Below are 13,424 nucleotides of genomic sequence, written 5' to 3' on the forward strand. Positions count from 1 at the left end.
ATCCCCTGTCATCGCAGGGGGATCAACCGCTGAGAGCCCGTCAGGCCGCGCCGGCGAGACGAGTTCGTTCCGCCAGCGCCTGGTTCACGGCCTCCAGCGTCGCCTCGACCGCCACCAGGGTCGAGGCGTGACGCGCCGGATAGTCGGCGACGGGCCTCAGCACCCGCAGATCCTCGAACCGGCCGGTCGGGCCTTCGCCGCCGGATTTCAGCATGGCCGACAGGGCGTCGCGCGCCTCGGCGATCTCTGCGGCCGCGGCGCCGATCACGGCCTGGCCCAGCACCCCGGCCGCCGCCTGGCCCAGGGCGCAGGCCTTGACGTCCTGGGCGAAGTCGATGACCCGGCCCTGATCGTCCAGCGTCACATCCACCGTCGCCCGCGACCCACACAGTTTGGCCACCCGCTCACCGGTCCCGTCCGGCGCCGCCAGCCGCCCCGAATGGGGCAGGTTCGCCGCCAGCATCAGGATGCGCGCGCTGTAGAGATCGTCGATCATGGTGCGAACATAGGACGACAACCGCGCCCGCGAAACCTCCCTCTCCCCTGCAGGGGAGAGGGAGAACGGCGGCCTACGACTGGATCGGCAGGAAGATGTCCGTGACGGCCTCATGCTCCGGCACGTCGGGGAAGAAGCTGACGCGCTGGGCGAACAGGGGGAAGTCGCGAAGCTCGTGTCCGCTGCGCGGCAGCCACTGCCCATAAAGCCAGGCGGCCGAGGCGCTCAGATCGTCGCCGCCGCCGACCTGTCGCAGCACCGCACAGCGTCCGGCGGGGATGACGCCGGCGACCACGCCCGCCGCGTTCGGCAGGATCGCGCGCGGGGCTACGGCGCACAGATCGATGCGATGGGGCGCGGCGGCGTCATCCTCGGGCTCCGTATGGAAGATGTTGAAGGTGGCGCTGATCTTCGGCGGCAGGCCCGCCGCCTTCCGCCAGGCGATGAAACGACGGATCGTGTCGCCGATGTGGGCGGGATCGCCGCTGTGCGTCAGCAGGCCGACAGCGGTTTCCGGGAAGTCGAGAATGCGAACCTCGGCTTCGGTGGGTGTGGTGGGTGTCATGGTCTGGCTCCGGGCTTGGGTGAGCGGCGTCTGGGCCGCAAGCCAGGGCGTCCAGCGGGGCGCTCTTCGGAACTCGGTCGGGCTCTGGTCGAAATGACGTCGGAAGGCGCGGCTGAACGCCTCCGGCCCCTCGAACCCGCTGTCGAGCGCGATCTCCAGCACGCTGGCCCCGTCACGAAAGGCCAGCCGGTAGGAGGCGCGCTTCATCCGCTTCAGTTGGACGTACCGACCGACGCTGATCCCGAACAGCGAAGAGAACTGCCGCTGGAAATGGTGTTTGGAAAAGGCGGACACGTCGCTCAGCAGCTCCACGTTCAGATCCGCCTCCAGGTTTTGGTCGATGAAGACCAGCACCCGGCGCATCCGCGCATGATAGTTGTCGATGACGCTTCGGCTCATCCGCACCTCCCTGGCACGGCTGGAGATAAGGGAAGAGGGGCGGCCGAACCTGACCCGGAATGCTCAGGTCTCGATCGAGAACCCAAGCGCCCCGTCGGCCTCCACCTCCAGCCGCGCCTGGGCGTAGTCCGCCAGTTTCGGGTGCGACGTTTCCAGCGGATGGGTCCAGGCGGCGGTGATGACCACGACGTCTGCGCCGGCGGCTTCGCCGGCCTTGATCCCGGCCTCGGCGTCCTCGAACACCAGACAGTCCTTGATGTCGACGCCCAGGCTTTGGGCCGCCAGCAGATAACCCGAGGGGTCCGGCTTGCCGCGCTCCACCCGTTCGGCTGTGACCATGACGGCGGGCGGCTCCACGCCGGCGGCGCCCATGCGGGCGCGGGCCAGGGGCGCGCTGGCCGAGGTGACCACGGCCCAGCGGTCGGGCGGCAGGCGTTTGAGGAAATCAAGGGCGCCGGGAATGGGGACGACCCCATCCACATCCTCGATCTCGCCCCGCTCGACCCAGGCCGCCTCCGCGGCCAGGTCGATGTCCGGCAGATTCTGGCGGCGGATGGTGTCGGGGCCGCGCACGCCGTGGATGGTGGGAATGAAGCGCGCCACGTCCAGGCCGTGCAGCTCGGCCCAGCGGGTCCAGACCCGTTCGGCGGCGGCGGTCGAACTGATCAGGGTGCCGTCCATGTCGAACAGGAAGGCCTGATAAGTCTTGGGTGTGTGGAGGGAGGAAGCCATGCGTCTATCCAGCACGGGTCTGGACCGGGGGCAACCGGACGCCGCCCAGCCCCCGTAATGACGCTGGTTCGTCGCCTGTGTTTTCAAAGGCTTGACGAAATCTCGCGGCCTTCGACCCGTCGGTCTTCCAAACCGTGAGATCCTCGGTGGGTGTGGTCGCCGCAGGGGCGGACAGAGTTCGGATCAGGGAGATTTCAGACGATTCAGACAATTCAGACTATGTTTTTGTGAGTCTGAAATCGCGGCTCAACCGCCCTGAAGCGAACTCCAGGTCCGGGCCGTGTCCGGCGTCGCCCCGCCCGACGCCGCCGCACCGCCGGCGGAATTGCGCGCCTGCAGCCATTGCAGGCTCTGTTCGGCCTGTTCGGGCGGCAGTTCGCGGCGCAGGATCTGTTCGGCCTCGCCCATCTTGCCCTGAAGGCCCACCACCATGGCCAGGTTCTGGCGCACCCGGCTGGAGGCGGCGGGCTGGGCGGCCGCACGCCGCAACAGGGTCTCGGCGCCCGGCGCGTCGCCGCGGGTCAGGGCGGCCGTGGCGGCGTTGGTCAGGACGTCGGGATTGTCGGGCGACAGGACCAGGGCCTGGTTCCAGGCGGCGTGGGCGTCGTCGAACCGGCGCACCTGTTCATAGGCCACGCCCAGCAGCGAATAGGCCCGCCAGTCGCGCGGCGCCAGGTCGCGCGCCTTCTCCAGCGGGGCGACGCCGTAGAAGGCCTGGCCTCGGGCGATATGGGCGCGGCCCAGCTCCAGCAGGGCGTCGAGATTGGCCGGCTGGATGGTCAGCACCCCCTCGGCGGTCTGAACCGCCTGGTCGTACCGCCCCATTTCGCGCAGGGCCTGGGCCAGTTTCACCCCGGCCACGGGATCGGCCGGATTGATCTCCTGCTCCCCGGCCCAGAAGACCGAGCGCGACAGGGCGTCCATCCGCTCATAGGCGGCGCGGGTCTCGGCCGGGGCCGGTGAGCGGCGCTGTTGGGCGGGGGCGGGATCGGCCGCAAACGCCGGTGCGGCCGAGAGGCTGAGCAGGGCGGCGGTTGCGAGAAGGGCGGGCATGGGCGACATGGGTGGAGTCCTGACGGTCCGGTCGCCTCCAGACTCGCCGGTTCGCGTCAACTGTTGGTTAAGATCAGCTTTTCGGCTTCATGATCGCATTTCGGCCGACTGGTGCCGGACAGCGGAGCCTTAAACCTATATGGCTACGACGCTCCTTCAAGCAACTCGAGACATGGCGGGATGCAAACCTAAGTTCGAGCTTTCTCCGAGGTATTTCAAACGCACGCCACCGAACTCGAAAGAGCCCTTACGACCGTCGTTCACGGAGTACAGTCGAAACTCAAGAGGGTGCAGATGATCCACGACGTCAATTTCTAAACTTGGCGTCTTCTTCGTGGCGATAGGCAGGACCAAGGTCTTCATCTCCATTACACCCCGGTCATCGGCGTAGGTGTAGGCGTCCATCTTGATGGCAATCAAACGACCATCGGAGGGCGCTTTGAGAACGGGGCGCATCATCCATCGCCCCACGGGAAGGCACAAGTAGGGGCCGTGAACAAGCAAGCTCGCTTCCCCATTGACGCTCAAGGTTACAGCGCCCCCCCCATCAGTTTCTGGTCCGTTGAACAGGTAAGGTGACCAAAACGTCTCTTCTGAGCGGAAATCTTTTGGGGCGTGGAAAGGCGCTAGGGCGCCCTCGGCGGCTTTTCGCGCAACGTCGGGCAGGGCCCCGACCCACTTGCCGGATCGGCCGTCCCCGAGATGCCCCGCATGCCAATGGGTTGCCATGTCCCATTCCTGTGTGTCGCGAGGTGCGGCTTCTGAAACCCATGTCGAGATCTGTGCTCGAACAGACTCGGGGGACAAGGCGGCGAAGATAGACTCACACTGCTCGTCCGTAACGGGAAGCGATAGAAAACTGGCGAGGCGACGAATTGTGTCGCTACGCTCAAAAAACCTATCTTCATATTGCAGCTGCATCATGTTGAGTGACGCGGGGATCGAAGCAATTGATACTAGGGAGCGTGACAACGCTCCTATTTGATCTCTATACTCAGAATCGAACCGCTCTTTTTGCGAGACTAGAACGTCGCGAGGATCTCTAGAGGTAACTATCACCTTGGCTGACGAGAGTCGAGCCAAGTTAATGAGATTATTATCTATTCGGTGTGATTTTAAAATGAAGTGGTCAAAGTCTGGCGGCACCATGCCGAGAAATTGGTAACCCTCTTCGCTCATTGCGCTTGCAGCGTGAATCTCGTTTACAGAGAATAACGCCCTCACGGCGTTAAAAATCCAAGTCGAAGCGCTCGCTTGCGTTCCTAGCGTCAATATCAGCATTGATTATATTTAACTCTAATGCGAAGACATATTTTTGTCGTGAAATATCTGACGTGATTGCAACGATTAAACAAGCTCGCTTTGGATGCGGGATTGCAAGCGTCCGCTTCTCGGCTCGACTGTTTCGTATTCCCCCAGGCTAAATTGGCCTTCTTGGGATGACATTTTTGAACGGTTATGCAGCTCAAATGCTGCTCGACGTGGTGCGGTTCAAAATTTTAGGCTGTGTGCGGAGAGGCGCGAGACGCGGAGGTCTCGCCATTCTGTGTCCGTATGAGATAGGCCGGGCCTAGACCATCCGCCGACCTCGATAAGGATTTCCCATGATGGGCGAGTTCCACAGCCTCCTAGAGCTCGTTACCCAGGGCAGCGCCGCCATTCCAATCCGATTTGTCGATCCAGACAGCGTGCTTGATGCGGCCGCTAGACGCTGGGCCGACATAAACGCGTTCAAGGGGAGATCGGGTGATATTCTGGTGGTCCCAACGGCCGCAGGGTGCGTGGGGCAGGTTCTTGCAGGGGCGGAGAAGGGTGGGGAACTGCTGTCCGCGCGGGCGCTTTCAGCCCGCCTGCCAGGCGGTCTGTACCGGCTAGAGGCCGAGCCGGAGGCTGCGCGGCGGGCGGCCCTGGCCTTCCTGCTGGGGGCCTATGTCTTCGACCGCTACAAGGCCCGGCCGGACAAGACGCCGGTGCGGCTGGTCGCGCCCGAGGGGCTGGACCTCGCCGAGACAACGCGGATCGTCGCCGCCTGCGCCCTGGCGCGCGAGATGGTCGATACGCCCGCCGCCGACATGGGACCGTTGCAGATCGAGACCATCGCCCGCGAGATCGCCGAAAGCGCCGGGGCCGCGATCACTGTCGTCGAGGGCGACGCCCTGCTGGAGGCGAACTACCCCGCCGTTCACGCCGTGGGTCGGGCGGCGGCGGCGCACCGGGCCCCGCGCCTGATCGAGATCGGCTGGAAGCTGGACCAGACGGACCTGCCGCTGGTGGCCCTGGTCGGCAAGGGGGTGGTGTTCGACACCGGGGGGCTGGACCTGAAGCCGGCCGCCGGGATGCGGAACATGAAGAAGGACATGGGCGGATCGGCCCACGCCCTGGCCCTGGGGCGGCTGGTCATGCAGGCCGATCTGCCGGTGCGGCTGGTGGTCATCGTCGCCGCGGTGGAGAATGCCGTGTCTGCTGACGCCTTCCGGCCCGGCGACATCCTGAACAGCCGCAAGGGGCTGACCATCGAGATCGGCAACACGGATGCGGAGGGGCGGCTGATCCTGGCCGACGCCCTGACGAGGGCGGGGGAGCATCAGCCCGACCTGACCCTGGACTTCGCCACCCTGACCGGGGCGGCGCGGATCGCCCTGGGGCCGGACCTGCCGCCCCTCTATACCGACGACGACGCCCTGGCCGAGGGCCTGCTGGCGGCGGGGACCGCGGTGGGCGATCCCCTGTGGCGGATGCCGCTGTGGGCCGGCTATCGCGGCGCTCTGGACACCGAGATCGCCGACCTGAAGAACGACTCCTCGGCCTGGGCTCAGGCCGGGTCGGTCACCGCCGCCCTGTTCCTGCAGCGCTTCGCCCCGACGACCGGCGCCTGGGCCCATATGGACATCTTCGCCTGGAACCCCCGCGCGCGGCCCGGCTATCCCGAAGGTGGCGAGGCACAGGCGCTAAGGGCTTGTTTCCACTATTTGAAAACGCGGTTCTGTTGATTTCTCTCAGAAAAAAGACGGCTGTTAACGGCCCCTTCGGCATCTGCCGATAGGGTTTGGGTTCAACCATGCGAGTCCACGTTTGACCGACGTCCTCGACCTTCTTCCGACCGGCGACCGCCTCGCTCGCCCCGACCTCGCCGAACAGGCGTTGGAAGGGCTGGTGCGCGCTTCCGCCTATCGCAAGACCAAGCCCATGCATTGCCGCGTCGCCGTCGCCGACATCCTTTCGGACCGCGACGCTCGCATCGACCAGCTGCTGCACGGCGAGATCTTCGACGTTCTGGACCGGGCCAACGGCCGGGTCTGGGGCCGGGCGCGCCGCGACGGCGTGGTCGGCTGGGTGGTGGTGGACAGCCTGTCGGCCGGGGCGCCCCTGCCGACCCGCCGCGTCGCCGCCGTGGACGCCGCCTTGCCGCTGAACGCCCTGGTGGTCGAGACGGCCGAGGGCCTGGCCGAGACGGATCTGCAACCCGTCGGCGATTTCGAGCGCGATTTGGCCGCCGTGGCCGAACGCCTGCTGGGCCGCCCACACGAGCTGGGCGCCCGCTCCTCCGTCTCCACCGACTGTTCCGGCCTGGTGCAGCAGGCCCTGCTGGCCTGCGGCTTGCCGGGCCCGCGTCGCTCCGACGCCCAGGCCGAACTGGGCCAGGCGGCCCCCGCCGGCCCGCACCTGCGCGGCGACATCGTGGTCTGGCTGGCGCCCGGCGGCGATCAGGACTGGACCGGCCATTCGGCCCTGATGATCGACGCCGAACGGATCATCCATTCCACCGGAGACAAGGGCGGGGTCGTGATCGAGGCCCTGGCCGAGGTCGAGGCGCGCCTGACGGACGAAGGTTTCGCCTCCGCCGTCTTCCGCCGCCTCTGATTTAATCCCGCATCGTCCGCATCGCCCCCAGCCGCGCGAAGGCCAGGGTCAGGGCCTTGCGTCGCGCCGGCGCCAGCGGACTGACCGGCGCCGTCCGCACGACAGCCCCGCCGAAGCCGTCGGCCACGATAAGCCCGGGCGCCTCCGGCAGGACGTCCTGCGGAAACTCCGGCGCGACCGCAAAATACAGGGCGTCGCAGAACGGCCCGTATTCCTGCCATTTGCGGTCGACGCGATAGTCCTCGACCCCTGATTTGACCTCGCAGATGACGATGTCGCCCTTCGGCCCGACCGCCATGACGTCGGCCCGTCGCCCATTGGGCAGGCAGACTTCCAGAAGGGGCGCATAGCCCATATCCAGCATCAGCCGCGCCGTCCCCCGCGTGACCGACAGGGTGGTTTCCGGTCGGCTGAAGACCAGTTCAAGCGAGACTGCTGTGGCGGCCATACCGGATTTATGTTCCGGATACGTTCCGGGCGCAAGCGGGGGATCGTCCGGCGCCCCCGATCGGGCTCAGGATTACGGGCGGGCTTCTGTGGAGGGATGCGCCTCAGGCGATCTCCTCGACCTGCCCATCCAGGGACATCAGGCCCAGTTCGACCTCAAGGTGTTCGTGGCGCTGCTTGATCGCGTCGCGCAGGGCGTGAAGCTCGTGCGTGTGGATCGCCAGTTCCTTCTCGGGGGTGTCGACGGCCTCCTCGCCGAGAAACACCTTGTAGGCGCCGCAGTCGCGGTGGTCGATCACCATGACCTTGTGGATGTGGTGGAGGTCGATGGCGACGTCCAGATGGTTCCAGAAGGTCTCGCCCCAGCTGGGGAATTTGTCGGTCAGAGCGCCCAGCGAGGCGCCGGCCAGGACGACGTGGTCGTATTTGTCATGGAGGCCGTGGCCCTCCATGTAGGCGATGGTGTCATCGGTCAGGCGATAGTCCATGCAGGTCAGCAGCAGGATTTCGGTGTGGCCCCGCGCCCGGGCGACGCCGGGCGCCAGGGTGGACAGGAGGCTGACGCCGGCGCCCAGGGCGATCAGGCCAAAGGCGCTCCGGCGTGACAAGGAGGGGGTGTGGTGAACACAGCAGCCGTTCATTTGATCGCTCCGTGGTTGATGCGACACCACGGGTATCTGTGTTCGATAAGCTTGACTATTAAGTAGTCGTCCGGGCCGGGGCGGCAATGCGGCCTTAAGGATGAGCGCCTTTTCCGTCCCGGTCCGCTAACGTCCGGTGCTGACCACCCGGCTCATGTCCAGGCCCAGGGCGCGAGCACGGGTCATCAGGCGCGTGCGTTCCGCTGGAGAGGCGTTCTGATCGCGGTGCCAGATCCACCAGTCGGACTTGTTCGGCAGGGCCAGTATGGCCCAGTTGTAGTCTGGGTCGTGGTCCCAGACCCAATAGTTCTGACCCGCCAGACCGCCGAAGCTGAGCAAGCCGGGCAGGGTGAAGCGGAATTTGGCGTTGGTCGTGGTGTCGGCGATGCGGGCGTTGGCGCGCAGCACCTCGTTGCGTCCGTCGGCGCGGCGGGTGCAGGTGACGACGATGCTGTAACGGTCGGGTCGATCTTGGGGCGTGAAGTCGATCTGGGCCCGGCTGCAGTCCTTCTGGACGTCGTTGTGGCTGCGCTCGATCTCAAACCAGCGGCCGTCGAACCTGTCCAGATCGACGTCGCGGGATTGGGCGAGGGCTGCGAAGGGCAAGAAGGTGAAAGCGGCGGCGAACAGGCTGGCGCGAAGCATCGGATGGCGTCCTCGAGCAGTTTTCAGGACATACGACGCCAAGCGGCGTTTGGTTGCCTGCGATACGCCCGCGACGCTCGAGGCTCAGAACCGGCCAAGTGTCGCACTTCTGCGACAACGGCGAGGGGCTGATTTTTAGCGTCTCGTGTAACGCCGGTTTCATTCATGTCGCGTTAGTGATTTTGGCGCGACGCTCCAGTCTACTTCGGACAGTCAGTAGAAAATTAGACCTGACTGTAATTTCCAGAAATATAGGGGGCTGCTGTGTCCGATATAAAAACGCAAATAACGACCTGGAACACCCATGACCGGGAAATCGGTGAGCTTGTTCATGAGCGGGCTGGAAAACATCTGGAAAAGGCCCTGCTCGGCGCCTACCAGGTGATCGATCCGTCGCTGACCGCCTTGCCGCGTGATGTCTGGGAGAATGAGAAGAAGAAGTTCTCGTTCATCGCGCGGGGCAATTTTCCTGACGAATATTTTGAACAGCAGGCCGTCATTACGGAGAACATATCCAGCAGCCTGGATTATGCGACCTATCTCAGCAAGACCTATGCCGCCTACGCTGCAGGACTCGCGTCTGGACTGATGAAGGAAAAGCGCTGGAATGAGAAGAACTCCGACGAACTGATGCGCAGTTTGATGAGGTCGATCTTCTCCGACGCCAGTGTCGTCATGTTCAACTATTTCCAGATCTTGACGGCCAAGGCCGATGAGGAGCGCGCCATCGTCGAAGCGGAGCGCAAGTTGGTCGCCGATGAGCAGAGCGCGGTGGTCTCCGCCCTCGCCGACAGTCTGAAGCGATTGGCCCAGGGCGACCTCACGGCGCGAATCTCTGTCCCCTTCAATGGTCGCTACCAACAGATCAAGGACGATTTCAACGCCGCCATCGACAGCTTGCGCGAGGCCATGACGGCCATTGCAGCGTCCACAAGCGGATTGCGCGCGGGCTCGGATGAGATCGCAGCGGCCTCTGACGACCTGTCGCGCCGCACTGAACAGCAGGCCGCCAGCCTGGAGGAAACCGCCGCCGCTCTCGATGAGATCACCGCGACGGTGAAGCGCAGCGCCGACGGGGCCAAACAGGCCGCCGCCGCCGCCTCCGACGCCACAGTCGGCGCCGCCAAGTCCGGCGATGAGATGCAGGACGCCGTCGCAGCCATGGGCGAGATCGAACAGAGCTCCAGACAGATCACCAACATTATCGGCGTGATCGACGAGATCGCCTTCCAGACCAATCTGCTGGCCCTGAACGCCGGCGTCGAGGCGGCGCGGGCCGGGGACGCGGGCCGTGGCTTCGCCGTCGTCGCTCAGGAGGTGCGCGCCCTGGCCCAGCGTTCGGCCGAAGCGGCGCGGGAGATCAAGACCCTGATCGCCAGCAGCACGAGCCAGGTGGAGCGCGGCGTCAAGCTGGTCGGCGACACCGGCAAGGCCCTGACCGGCATTGTGACCAAGATCGCCGACATCGACACCCTGGTCTCGGAGATCGCTCAATCGTCCCAGGAACAGGCGACAGGCCTCAACGAGGTCAACACCGCCGTCAACCAGATGGACCAGGTGACGCAGCAGAACGCCGCCATGGTCGAACAGGCCACCGCCGCAGCGTCCAACCTGAGGTCGGAAGCCAACGAACTGGAGCGGCTGGTGTCGCGCTTCCAGACCGGCGAACCGGCGCGTGCGGCCGCTCGCCCCGCGCCGACGCCGTCCAGCCGTCCCCTGCCGGGGCGCAGCGCCGCCTCTCAGGGCCGCGACAAGGTCGTCGCCCTGGTTCGGCCCGGCGGAATCCAGGGCAACGCTGCGCTCAAGGAATGGGAAGAGTTCTGACGCTCAAGGCTCCGGTAAACGTGTCAGGCGCGCCCGATTGACGGCCCAGTCGGCGCGCGTCTGACCCCACAGGTCGATCACATGATCCTGCATCGGCTCGGGCAACTGGCCGCGTCCGCGATTGACCGAGCCCAGCCGCGTCGCCACCCGGGCCGAGGCCTGGTTGTCGGGGTCGATACAGTGGATCACATCGTCCCAGCCCAGGACGTCGAAGGCGTAGTCCATGGCGGCGGCCGCCGCCTCGACCGCATAGCCCTTGCCGGTCGCGTCGCGGTGCAGGCTCCAGCCCACTTCGCGGCCCGGCCAGCCGTAGGGGTGTAGGGGGCCGATGCGGCCGAGCCAGAGACCCGTCGATTTCTCCAGGATCGAGAACATGCCCTCGCCGGTCAGGGCCCACATGCCGGCGACCGCGCACAGGGTGCGCCAGACCTGGGGTGGGGGCTGGACGCCGCCGATGAAACGGGCGGTTTCTTCGTCGGCCATGAACTCGGCCCAGCGCGGGAAATCCTCGATCGCCGGCGGGCGAAGGATCAACCGCGCCGTCTCCAGGGTCGGGCCCAGGGTGACGTGGGGCGGAACGGCGTAGGTGGGGTCGGAGACGGTCACAGCAGATACTCCCGCTCCAGCGCATACTGGCTGCCGTCGCCGGTCAGGACGCTGGAATAGAGACCGAACCGGTCGATGCGGATGGGCGGCGAACGCAGCAGATTGTGGCCCGCCATCCAGGCGCCGATCCGGTCCGGGTTCGTCTGGGGCTTCAGATAGGCCAGGGTGACGTGGGGGCGGTAGTCGCGGGACTCCAGCGTCAGGCCGGCGCGTTCGGCGGCCTTCTTGCAGCGGCCGGCGAGGACGGTCAGCCGTTCGTTGGGCGTCTCGACCCCGGCCCAGAGGGTGTGGCTGCGGTGGTCGTCGCCGAAGGCGCCGACGCCCTTCAGCACGATCTCGAACGGGCCGCCGGCGACGCGGGCCAACTCGGAGGCCAGATCGTCGGCCCTGCGCTCGTCCGTCTCGCCATAGAAGGCCAGGGTGACGTGCAGGGCGTCCAGCGGCCGCCAGCGCGCGCCCGGAAGGCCCGACTGGCGGCGCTTCAGCGTCTCCTCGACGTCCGGCGGCAGGGTCAGGGCGGTGAACAGGCGCAACATGCGACTGAAGGTAGCGGCAGGAACCGCACCCTCCAAGTCCGGTTTTCCTTGCAGTGGAGCCTGTGGCTCACGATATTCGAGACCTGTGACCGGAGAAGTCTCTCCGGCCAATCGGAGAAAGTTCGTCGCCATGAGCGATTTCAACAACGGCTACGCCCGCCCCCTGCCGCAGACGGCCGACATGTCGGTGGACGCCGGCCTGCGCGGCTTCATGCTGGGCGTCTACAACAAGCTGGCCCTGGGCCTCGTGGTCGCGGCCGCCTTGGCCTATACGACCGGCAATGTGCCGGCGGTGCAGCAACTGCTGTTCGGCGTGACGCCGGACGGACGCGTGGGTCTGACGATGCTGGGCATGATCGTCCAGTTCTCGCCCCTGGTGCTGCTGTTCGGCTCGATGTTCTTCATGAAGAACCCGACGGCCAAGGGCGTGAACCTGCTGTACTGGGCCGTGGTCGCGACCATCGGCGCGGGCCTGGGCGTGCTGTTCCTGCGTTATACCGGCGGTTCGCTGGCTTCGACCTTCCTGGTCACAGCGGCGGCCTTCGGCGGTCTGAGCCTGGTGGGCTACACCACCAAGAAGGACCTGACCGCCATGGGGACCTTCCTCATCTTCGGCGTTATCGGTCTGATCGTGGCCATGATCGTGAACATGTTCCTGCAGTCGACCATGATGTATTTCATCATCAGCGGCCTAGGCGTGCTGATCTTCGCGGGTCTGATCGCCTATGACACCCAGCGTCTGAAGATGACCTACTACGCCCTGGGCGGCGACCAGAACGCCATGGGCGTGGCCACGGGCTTCGGCGCCCTGAGCCTGTTCATCAACTTCGTGAACCTGTTCCAATTCCTGCTGGCCTTCATGGGCGGCAACCGGAACTAAGACCTGTCGCAAGACGGATGCGGAAAGGGCCCCTCGCGGGGCCCTTTCTTTTTGCGGCATAGTGTTTAGGCCTTGGCTCGACCAAATGGGGTGAGCGATGTTGAAACGCGGACGGAGCTTGGTAGGGCTTGTCGCAAGCTTGCTCATTACGTCGCCGCTCGGTGGTTGCTTGACCATGGCCGCCTATCAAAGGCTACACGAGGAGCAGGCGGCAGATCGATTTCGCCAGCCTGGAGCCACCGAACTCACATGGTTCCAGGCGCAGGGCTTCCCGCTGTCCGGCATGCTGCAGATGACCGCACGTCTCACACGCCCTCTGCCGACCGGCATGGGCTTTGGGCCCAAGGAGACGCTGACGTGCGAAGGCAAGGCGATCCGGCTTATTCCGGACACGCCCCGAAATCGATGGCTCATCGCGAACAGGATGTGGTGGTCCCTCAAGGAGGAAGGCGTCTGGCGCGACGGATCCCCGACTGAGTGGCGGTGGCCCGAGCTGACGAGTTTGATCCGAGAAGCGACCTGCGGCGCTGGAGGCGCGTTTCGGTTCGAGGGCGTACCGGACGGCGGTTACTTAGTGATGGCCCAGATTTCGCCCCCGGCCTACGCGGTCGACGATTTTGGCGAAGAGTTTGATATTGTTCTGAAACCGGTCAGAGTATCCGGCGGACAATCAAGGGCTCCGCAGGACATTCGTTTGAGCGACGACGATTGGCTTTCCCCTGTCGTGCGCCAGAGGTGA

General features: G+C 65.5%; 15 protein-coding genes. 5 read left to right on the forward strand and 10 right to left on the reverse strand.

What is annotated here, in order from left to right; translation table 11 throughout:
• Positions 1 to 40 precede the first annotated feature (40 nt).
• From GGR11_RS12465 to GGR11_RS12485, 5 genes are all read right to left on the reverse strand, one after another.
• Complete coding sequence (locus GGR11_RS12465) at positions 41 to 496, reverse strand: iron-sulfur cluster assembly scaffold protein (RefSeq protein ID WP_183197454.1); 456 nt, start codon at positions 494 to 496, stop codon at positions 41 to 43.
• Between the two features lie 73 nt (positions 497 to 569).
• The gene (locus GGR11_RS12470) at positions 570 to 1,460 is read right to left on the reverse strand and encodes an AraC family transcriptional regulator (protein ID WP_183197455.1); all 891 of its coding nucleotides are present in this window, start codon (positions 1,458 to 1,460) and stop codon (positions 570 to 572) included.
• A 63-nt stretch (positions 1,461 to 1,523) separates the two neighbouring features.
• Positions 1,524 to 2,192 carry an HAD-IA family hydrolase gene (locus GGR11_RS12475; RefSeq protein WP_183197457.1) on the reverse strand — a complete coding sequence of 223 codons (669 nt, stop codon included), beginning with the start codon at positions 2,190 to 2,192 and terminating at the stop codon, positions 1,524 to 1,526.
• A gap of 246 nt (positions 2,193 to 2,438) precedes the next feature.
• The gene (locus GGR11_RS12480; RefSeq protein ID WP_183197459.1) at positions 2,439 to 3,254 is read right to left on the reverse strand and encodes a tetratricopeptide repeat protein; all 816 of its coding nucleotides are present in this window, start codon (positions 3,252 to 3,254) and stop codon (positions 2,439 to 2,441) included.
• 147 nt (positions 3,255 to 3,401) lie between these two features.
• Positions 3,402 to 4,526, reverse strand: a complete 1,125-nt coding sequence (locus tag GGR11_RS12485; RefSeq protein ID WP_183197461.1) for a sulfotransferase domain-containing protein — start codon at positions 4,524 to 4,526, stop codon at positions 3,402 to 3,404.
• 326 nt (positions 4,527 to 4,852) lie between these two features.
• Here GGR11_RS12485 and GGR11_RS12490 point away from each other — a divergent pair, with 326 nt between their 5' ends.
• Both GGR11_RS12490 and GGR11_RS12495 read left to right on the forward strand, forming a co-directional pair.
• Positions 4,853 to 6,235, forward strand: coding sequence for a leucyl aminopeptidase family protein (locus tag GGR11_RS12490; RefSeq protein ID WP_183197857.1), 1,383 nt, complete (start codon positions 4,853 to 4,855; stop codon positions 6,233 to 6,235).
• An 82-nt stretch (positions 6,236 to 6,317) separates the two neighbouring features.
• Entirely contained in the window at positions 6,318 to 7,106 is a 789-nt protein-coding gene (locus tag GGR11_RS12495; RefSeq protein WP_183197463.1) for a C40 family peptidase, read from the forward strand.
• 1 nt (position 7,107) lies between these two features.
• Here the strand turns inward: GGR11_RS12495 and mmcB are convergent, their stop codons facing one another.
• The 3 genes from mmcB to GGR11_RS12510 form a co-directional block, all read right to left on the reverse strand.
• Positions 7,108 to 7,554: a DNA repair putative endonuclease MmcB gene (gene mmcB / locus GGR11_RS12500; RefSeq protein WP_183197465.1), complete on the reverse strand. Its 447-nt coding sequence runs from the start codon at positions 7,552 to 7,554 to the stop codon at positions 7,108 to 7,110.
• A 103-nt stretch (positions 7,555 to 7,657) separates the two neighbouring features.
• Entirely contained in the window at positions 7,658 to 8,194 is a 537-nt protein-coding gene (locus GGR11_RS12505; protein ID WP_183197467.1) for a carbonic anhydrase, read from the reverse strand.
• Positions 8,195 to 8,320: 126 nt separating this feature from the next.
• Positions 8,321 to 8,839 carry a lipocalin family protein gene (locus GGR11_RS12510; RefSeq protein ID WP_183197469.1) on the reverse strand — a complete coding sequence of 173 codons (519 nt, stop codon included), beginning with the start codon at positions 8,837 to 8,839 and terminating at the stop codon, positions 8,321 to 8,323.
• Positions 8,840 to 9,103: 264 nt separating this feature from the next.
• Between GGR11_RS12510 and GGR11_RS12515 the strand changes: the two genes are divergently transcribed.
• On the forward strand, positions 9,104 to 10,663 hold the full coding sequence (locus GGR11_RS12515) for a methyl-accepting chemotaxis protein (RefSeq protein WP_343051130.1): 1,560 nt from the start codon (positions 9,104 to 9,106) through the stop codon (positions 10,661 to 10,663).
• 3 nt (positions 10,664 to 10,666) lie between these two features.
• Here GGR11_RS12515 and GGR11_RS12520 read toward each other — a convergent pair whose 3' ends face one another.
• Positions 10,667 to 11,269, reverse strand: a complete 603-nt coding sequence (locus tag GGR11_RS12520) for a GNAT family N-acetyltransferase (RefSeq protein WP_183197471.1) — start codon at positions 11,267 to 11,269, stop codon at positions 10,667 to 10,669.
• A complete protein-coding gene (gene thpR, locus GGR11_RS12525; RefSeq protein ID WP_183197473.1) occupies positions 11,266 to 11,805 on the reverse strand; it encodes an RNA 2',3'-cyclic phosphodiesterase in 540 nt (179 codons plus the stop codon). The genes GGR11_RS12520 and thpR overlap by 4 nt, the downstream gene beginning before the upstream one ends.
• A 130-nt stretch (positions 11,806 to 11,935) precedes the next feature.
• On the opposite strand from thpR, the gene GGR11_RS12530 reads away from it, so the two are divergent.
• On the forward strand, positions 11,936 to 12,685 hold the full coding sequence (locus GGR11_RS12530; protein ID WP_183197475.1) for a Bax inhibitor-1/YccA family protein: 750 nt from the start codon (positions 11,936 to 11,938) through the stop codon (positions 12,683 to 12,685).
• 175 nt (positions 12,686 to 12,860) lie between these two features.
• The gene (locus GGR11_RS12535) at positions 12,861 to 13,424 is read left to right on the forward strand and encodes a hypothetical protein (RefSeq protein WP_183197478.1); all 564 of its coding nucleotides are present in this window, start codon (positions 12,861 to 12,863) and stop codon (positions 13,422 to 13,424) included.

The sequence above is a fragment of the Brevundimonas mediterranea genome, from assembly GCF_014196125.1.
Taxonomy (GTDB): Bacteria; Pseudomonadota; Alphaproteobacteria; order Caulobacterales; family Caulobacteraceae; genus Brevundimonas; species Brevundimonas mediterranea.

Excerpts from the sequence above, each read along its gene's own strand:
- GGR11_RS12465 (WP_183197454.1), bottom strand. The coding sequence starts at position 496 with ATGATCGACGATCTCTACAGCGCGCGCATCCTGATGCTGGCGGCGAAC.
- GGR11_RS12470 (WP_183197455.1), bottom strand. The coding sequence starts at position 1,460 with ATGAGCCGAAGCGTCATCGACAACTATCATGCGCGGATGCGCCGGGTG.
- GGR11_RS12475 (WP_183197457.1), bottom strand. The coding sequence starts at position 2,192 with ATGGCTTCCTCCCTCCACACACCCAAGACTTATCAGGCCTTCCTGTTC.
- GGR11_RS12480 (WP_183197459.1), bottom strand. The coding sequence starts at position 3,254 with ATGTCGCCCATGCCCGCCCTTCTCGCAACCGCCGCCCTGCTCAGCCTC.
- GGR11_RS12485 (WP_183197461.1), bottom strand. The coding sequence starts at position 4,526 with ATGCTGATATTGACGCTAGGAACGCAAGCGAGCGCTTCGACTTGGATT.
- GGR11_RS12490 (WP_183197857.1), top strand. The coding sequence starts at position 4,853 with ATGGGCGAGTTCCACAGCCTCCTAGAGCTCGTTACCCAGGGCAGCGCC.
- mmcB (WP_183197465.1), bottom strand. The coding sequence starts at position 7,554 with ATGGCCGCCACAGCAGTCTCGCTTGAACTGGTCTTCAGCCGACCGGAA.
- GGR11_RS12505 (WP_183197467.1), bottom strand. The coding sequence starts at position 8,194 with ATGAACGGCTGCTGTGTTCACCACACCCCCTCCTTGTCACGCCGGAGC.
- GGR11_RS12510 (WP_183197469.1), bottom strand. The coding sequence starts at position 8,839 with ATGCTTCGCGCCAGCCTGTTCGCCGCCGCTTTCACCTTCTTGCCCTTC.
- thpR (WP_183197473.1), bottom strand. The coding sequence starts at position 11,805 with ATGTTGCGCCTGTTCACCGCCCTGACCCTGCCGCCGGACGTCGAGGAG.
- GGR11_RS12530 (WP_183197475.1), top strand. The coding sequence starts at position 11,936 with ATGAGCGATTTCAACAACGGCTACGCCCGCCCCCTGCCGCAGACGGCC.
- GGR11_RS12535 (WP_183197478.1), top strand. The coding sequence starts at position 12,861 with ATGGCCGCCTATCAAAGGCTACACGAGGAGCAGGCGGCAGATCGATTT.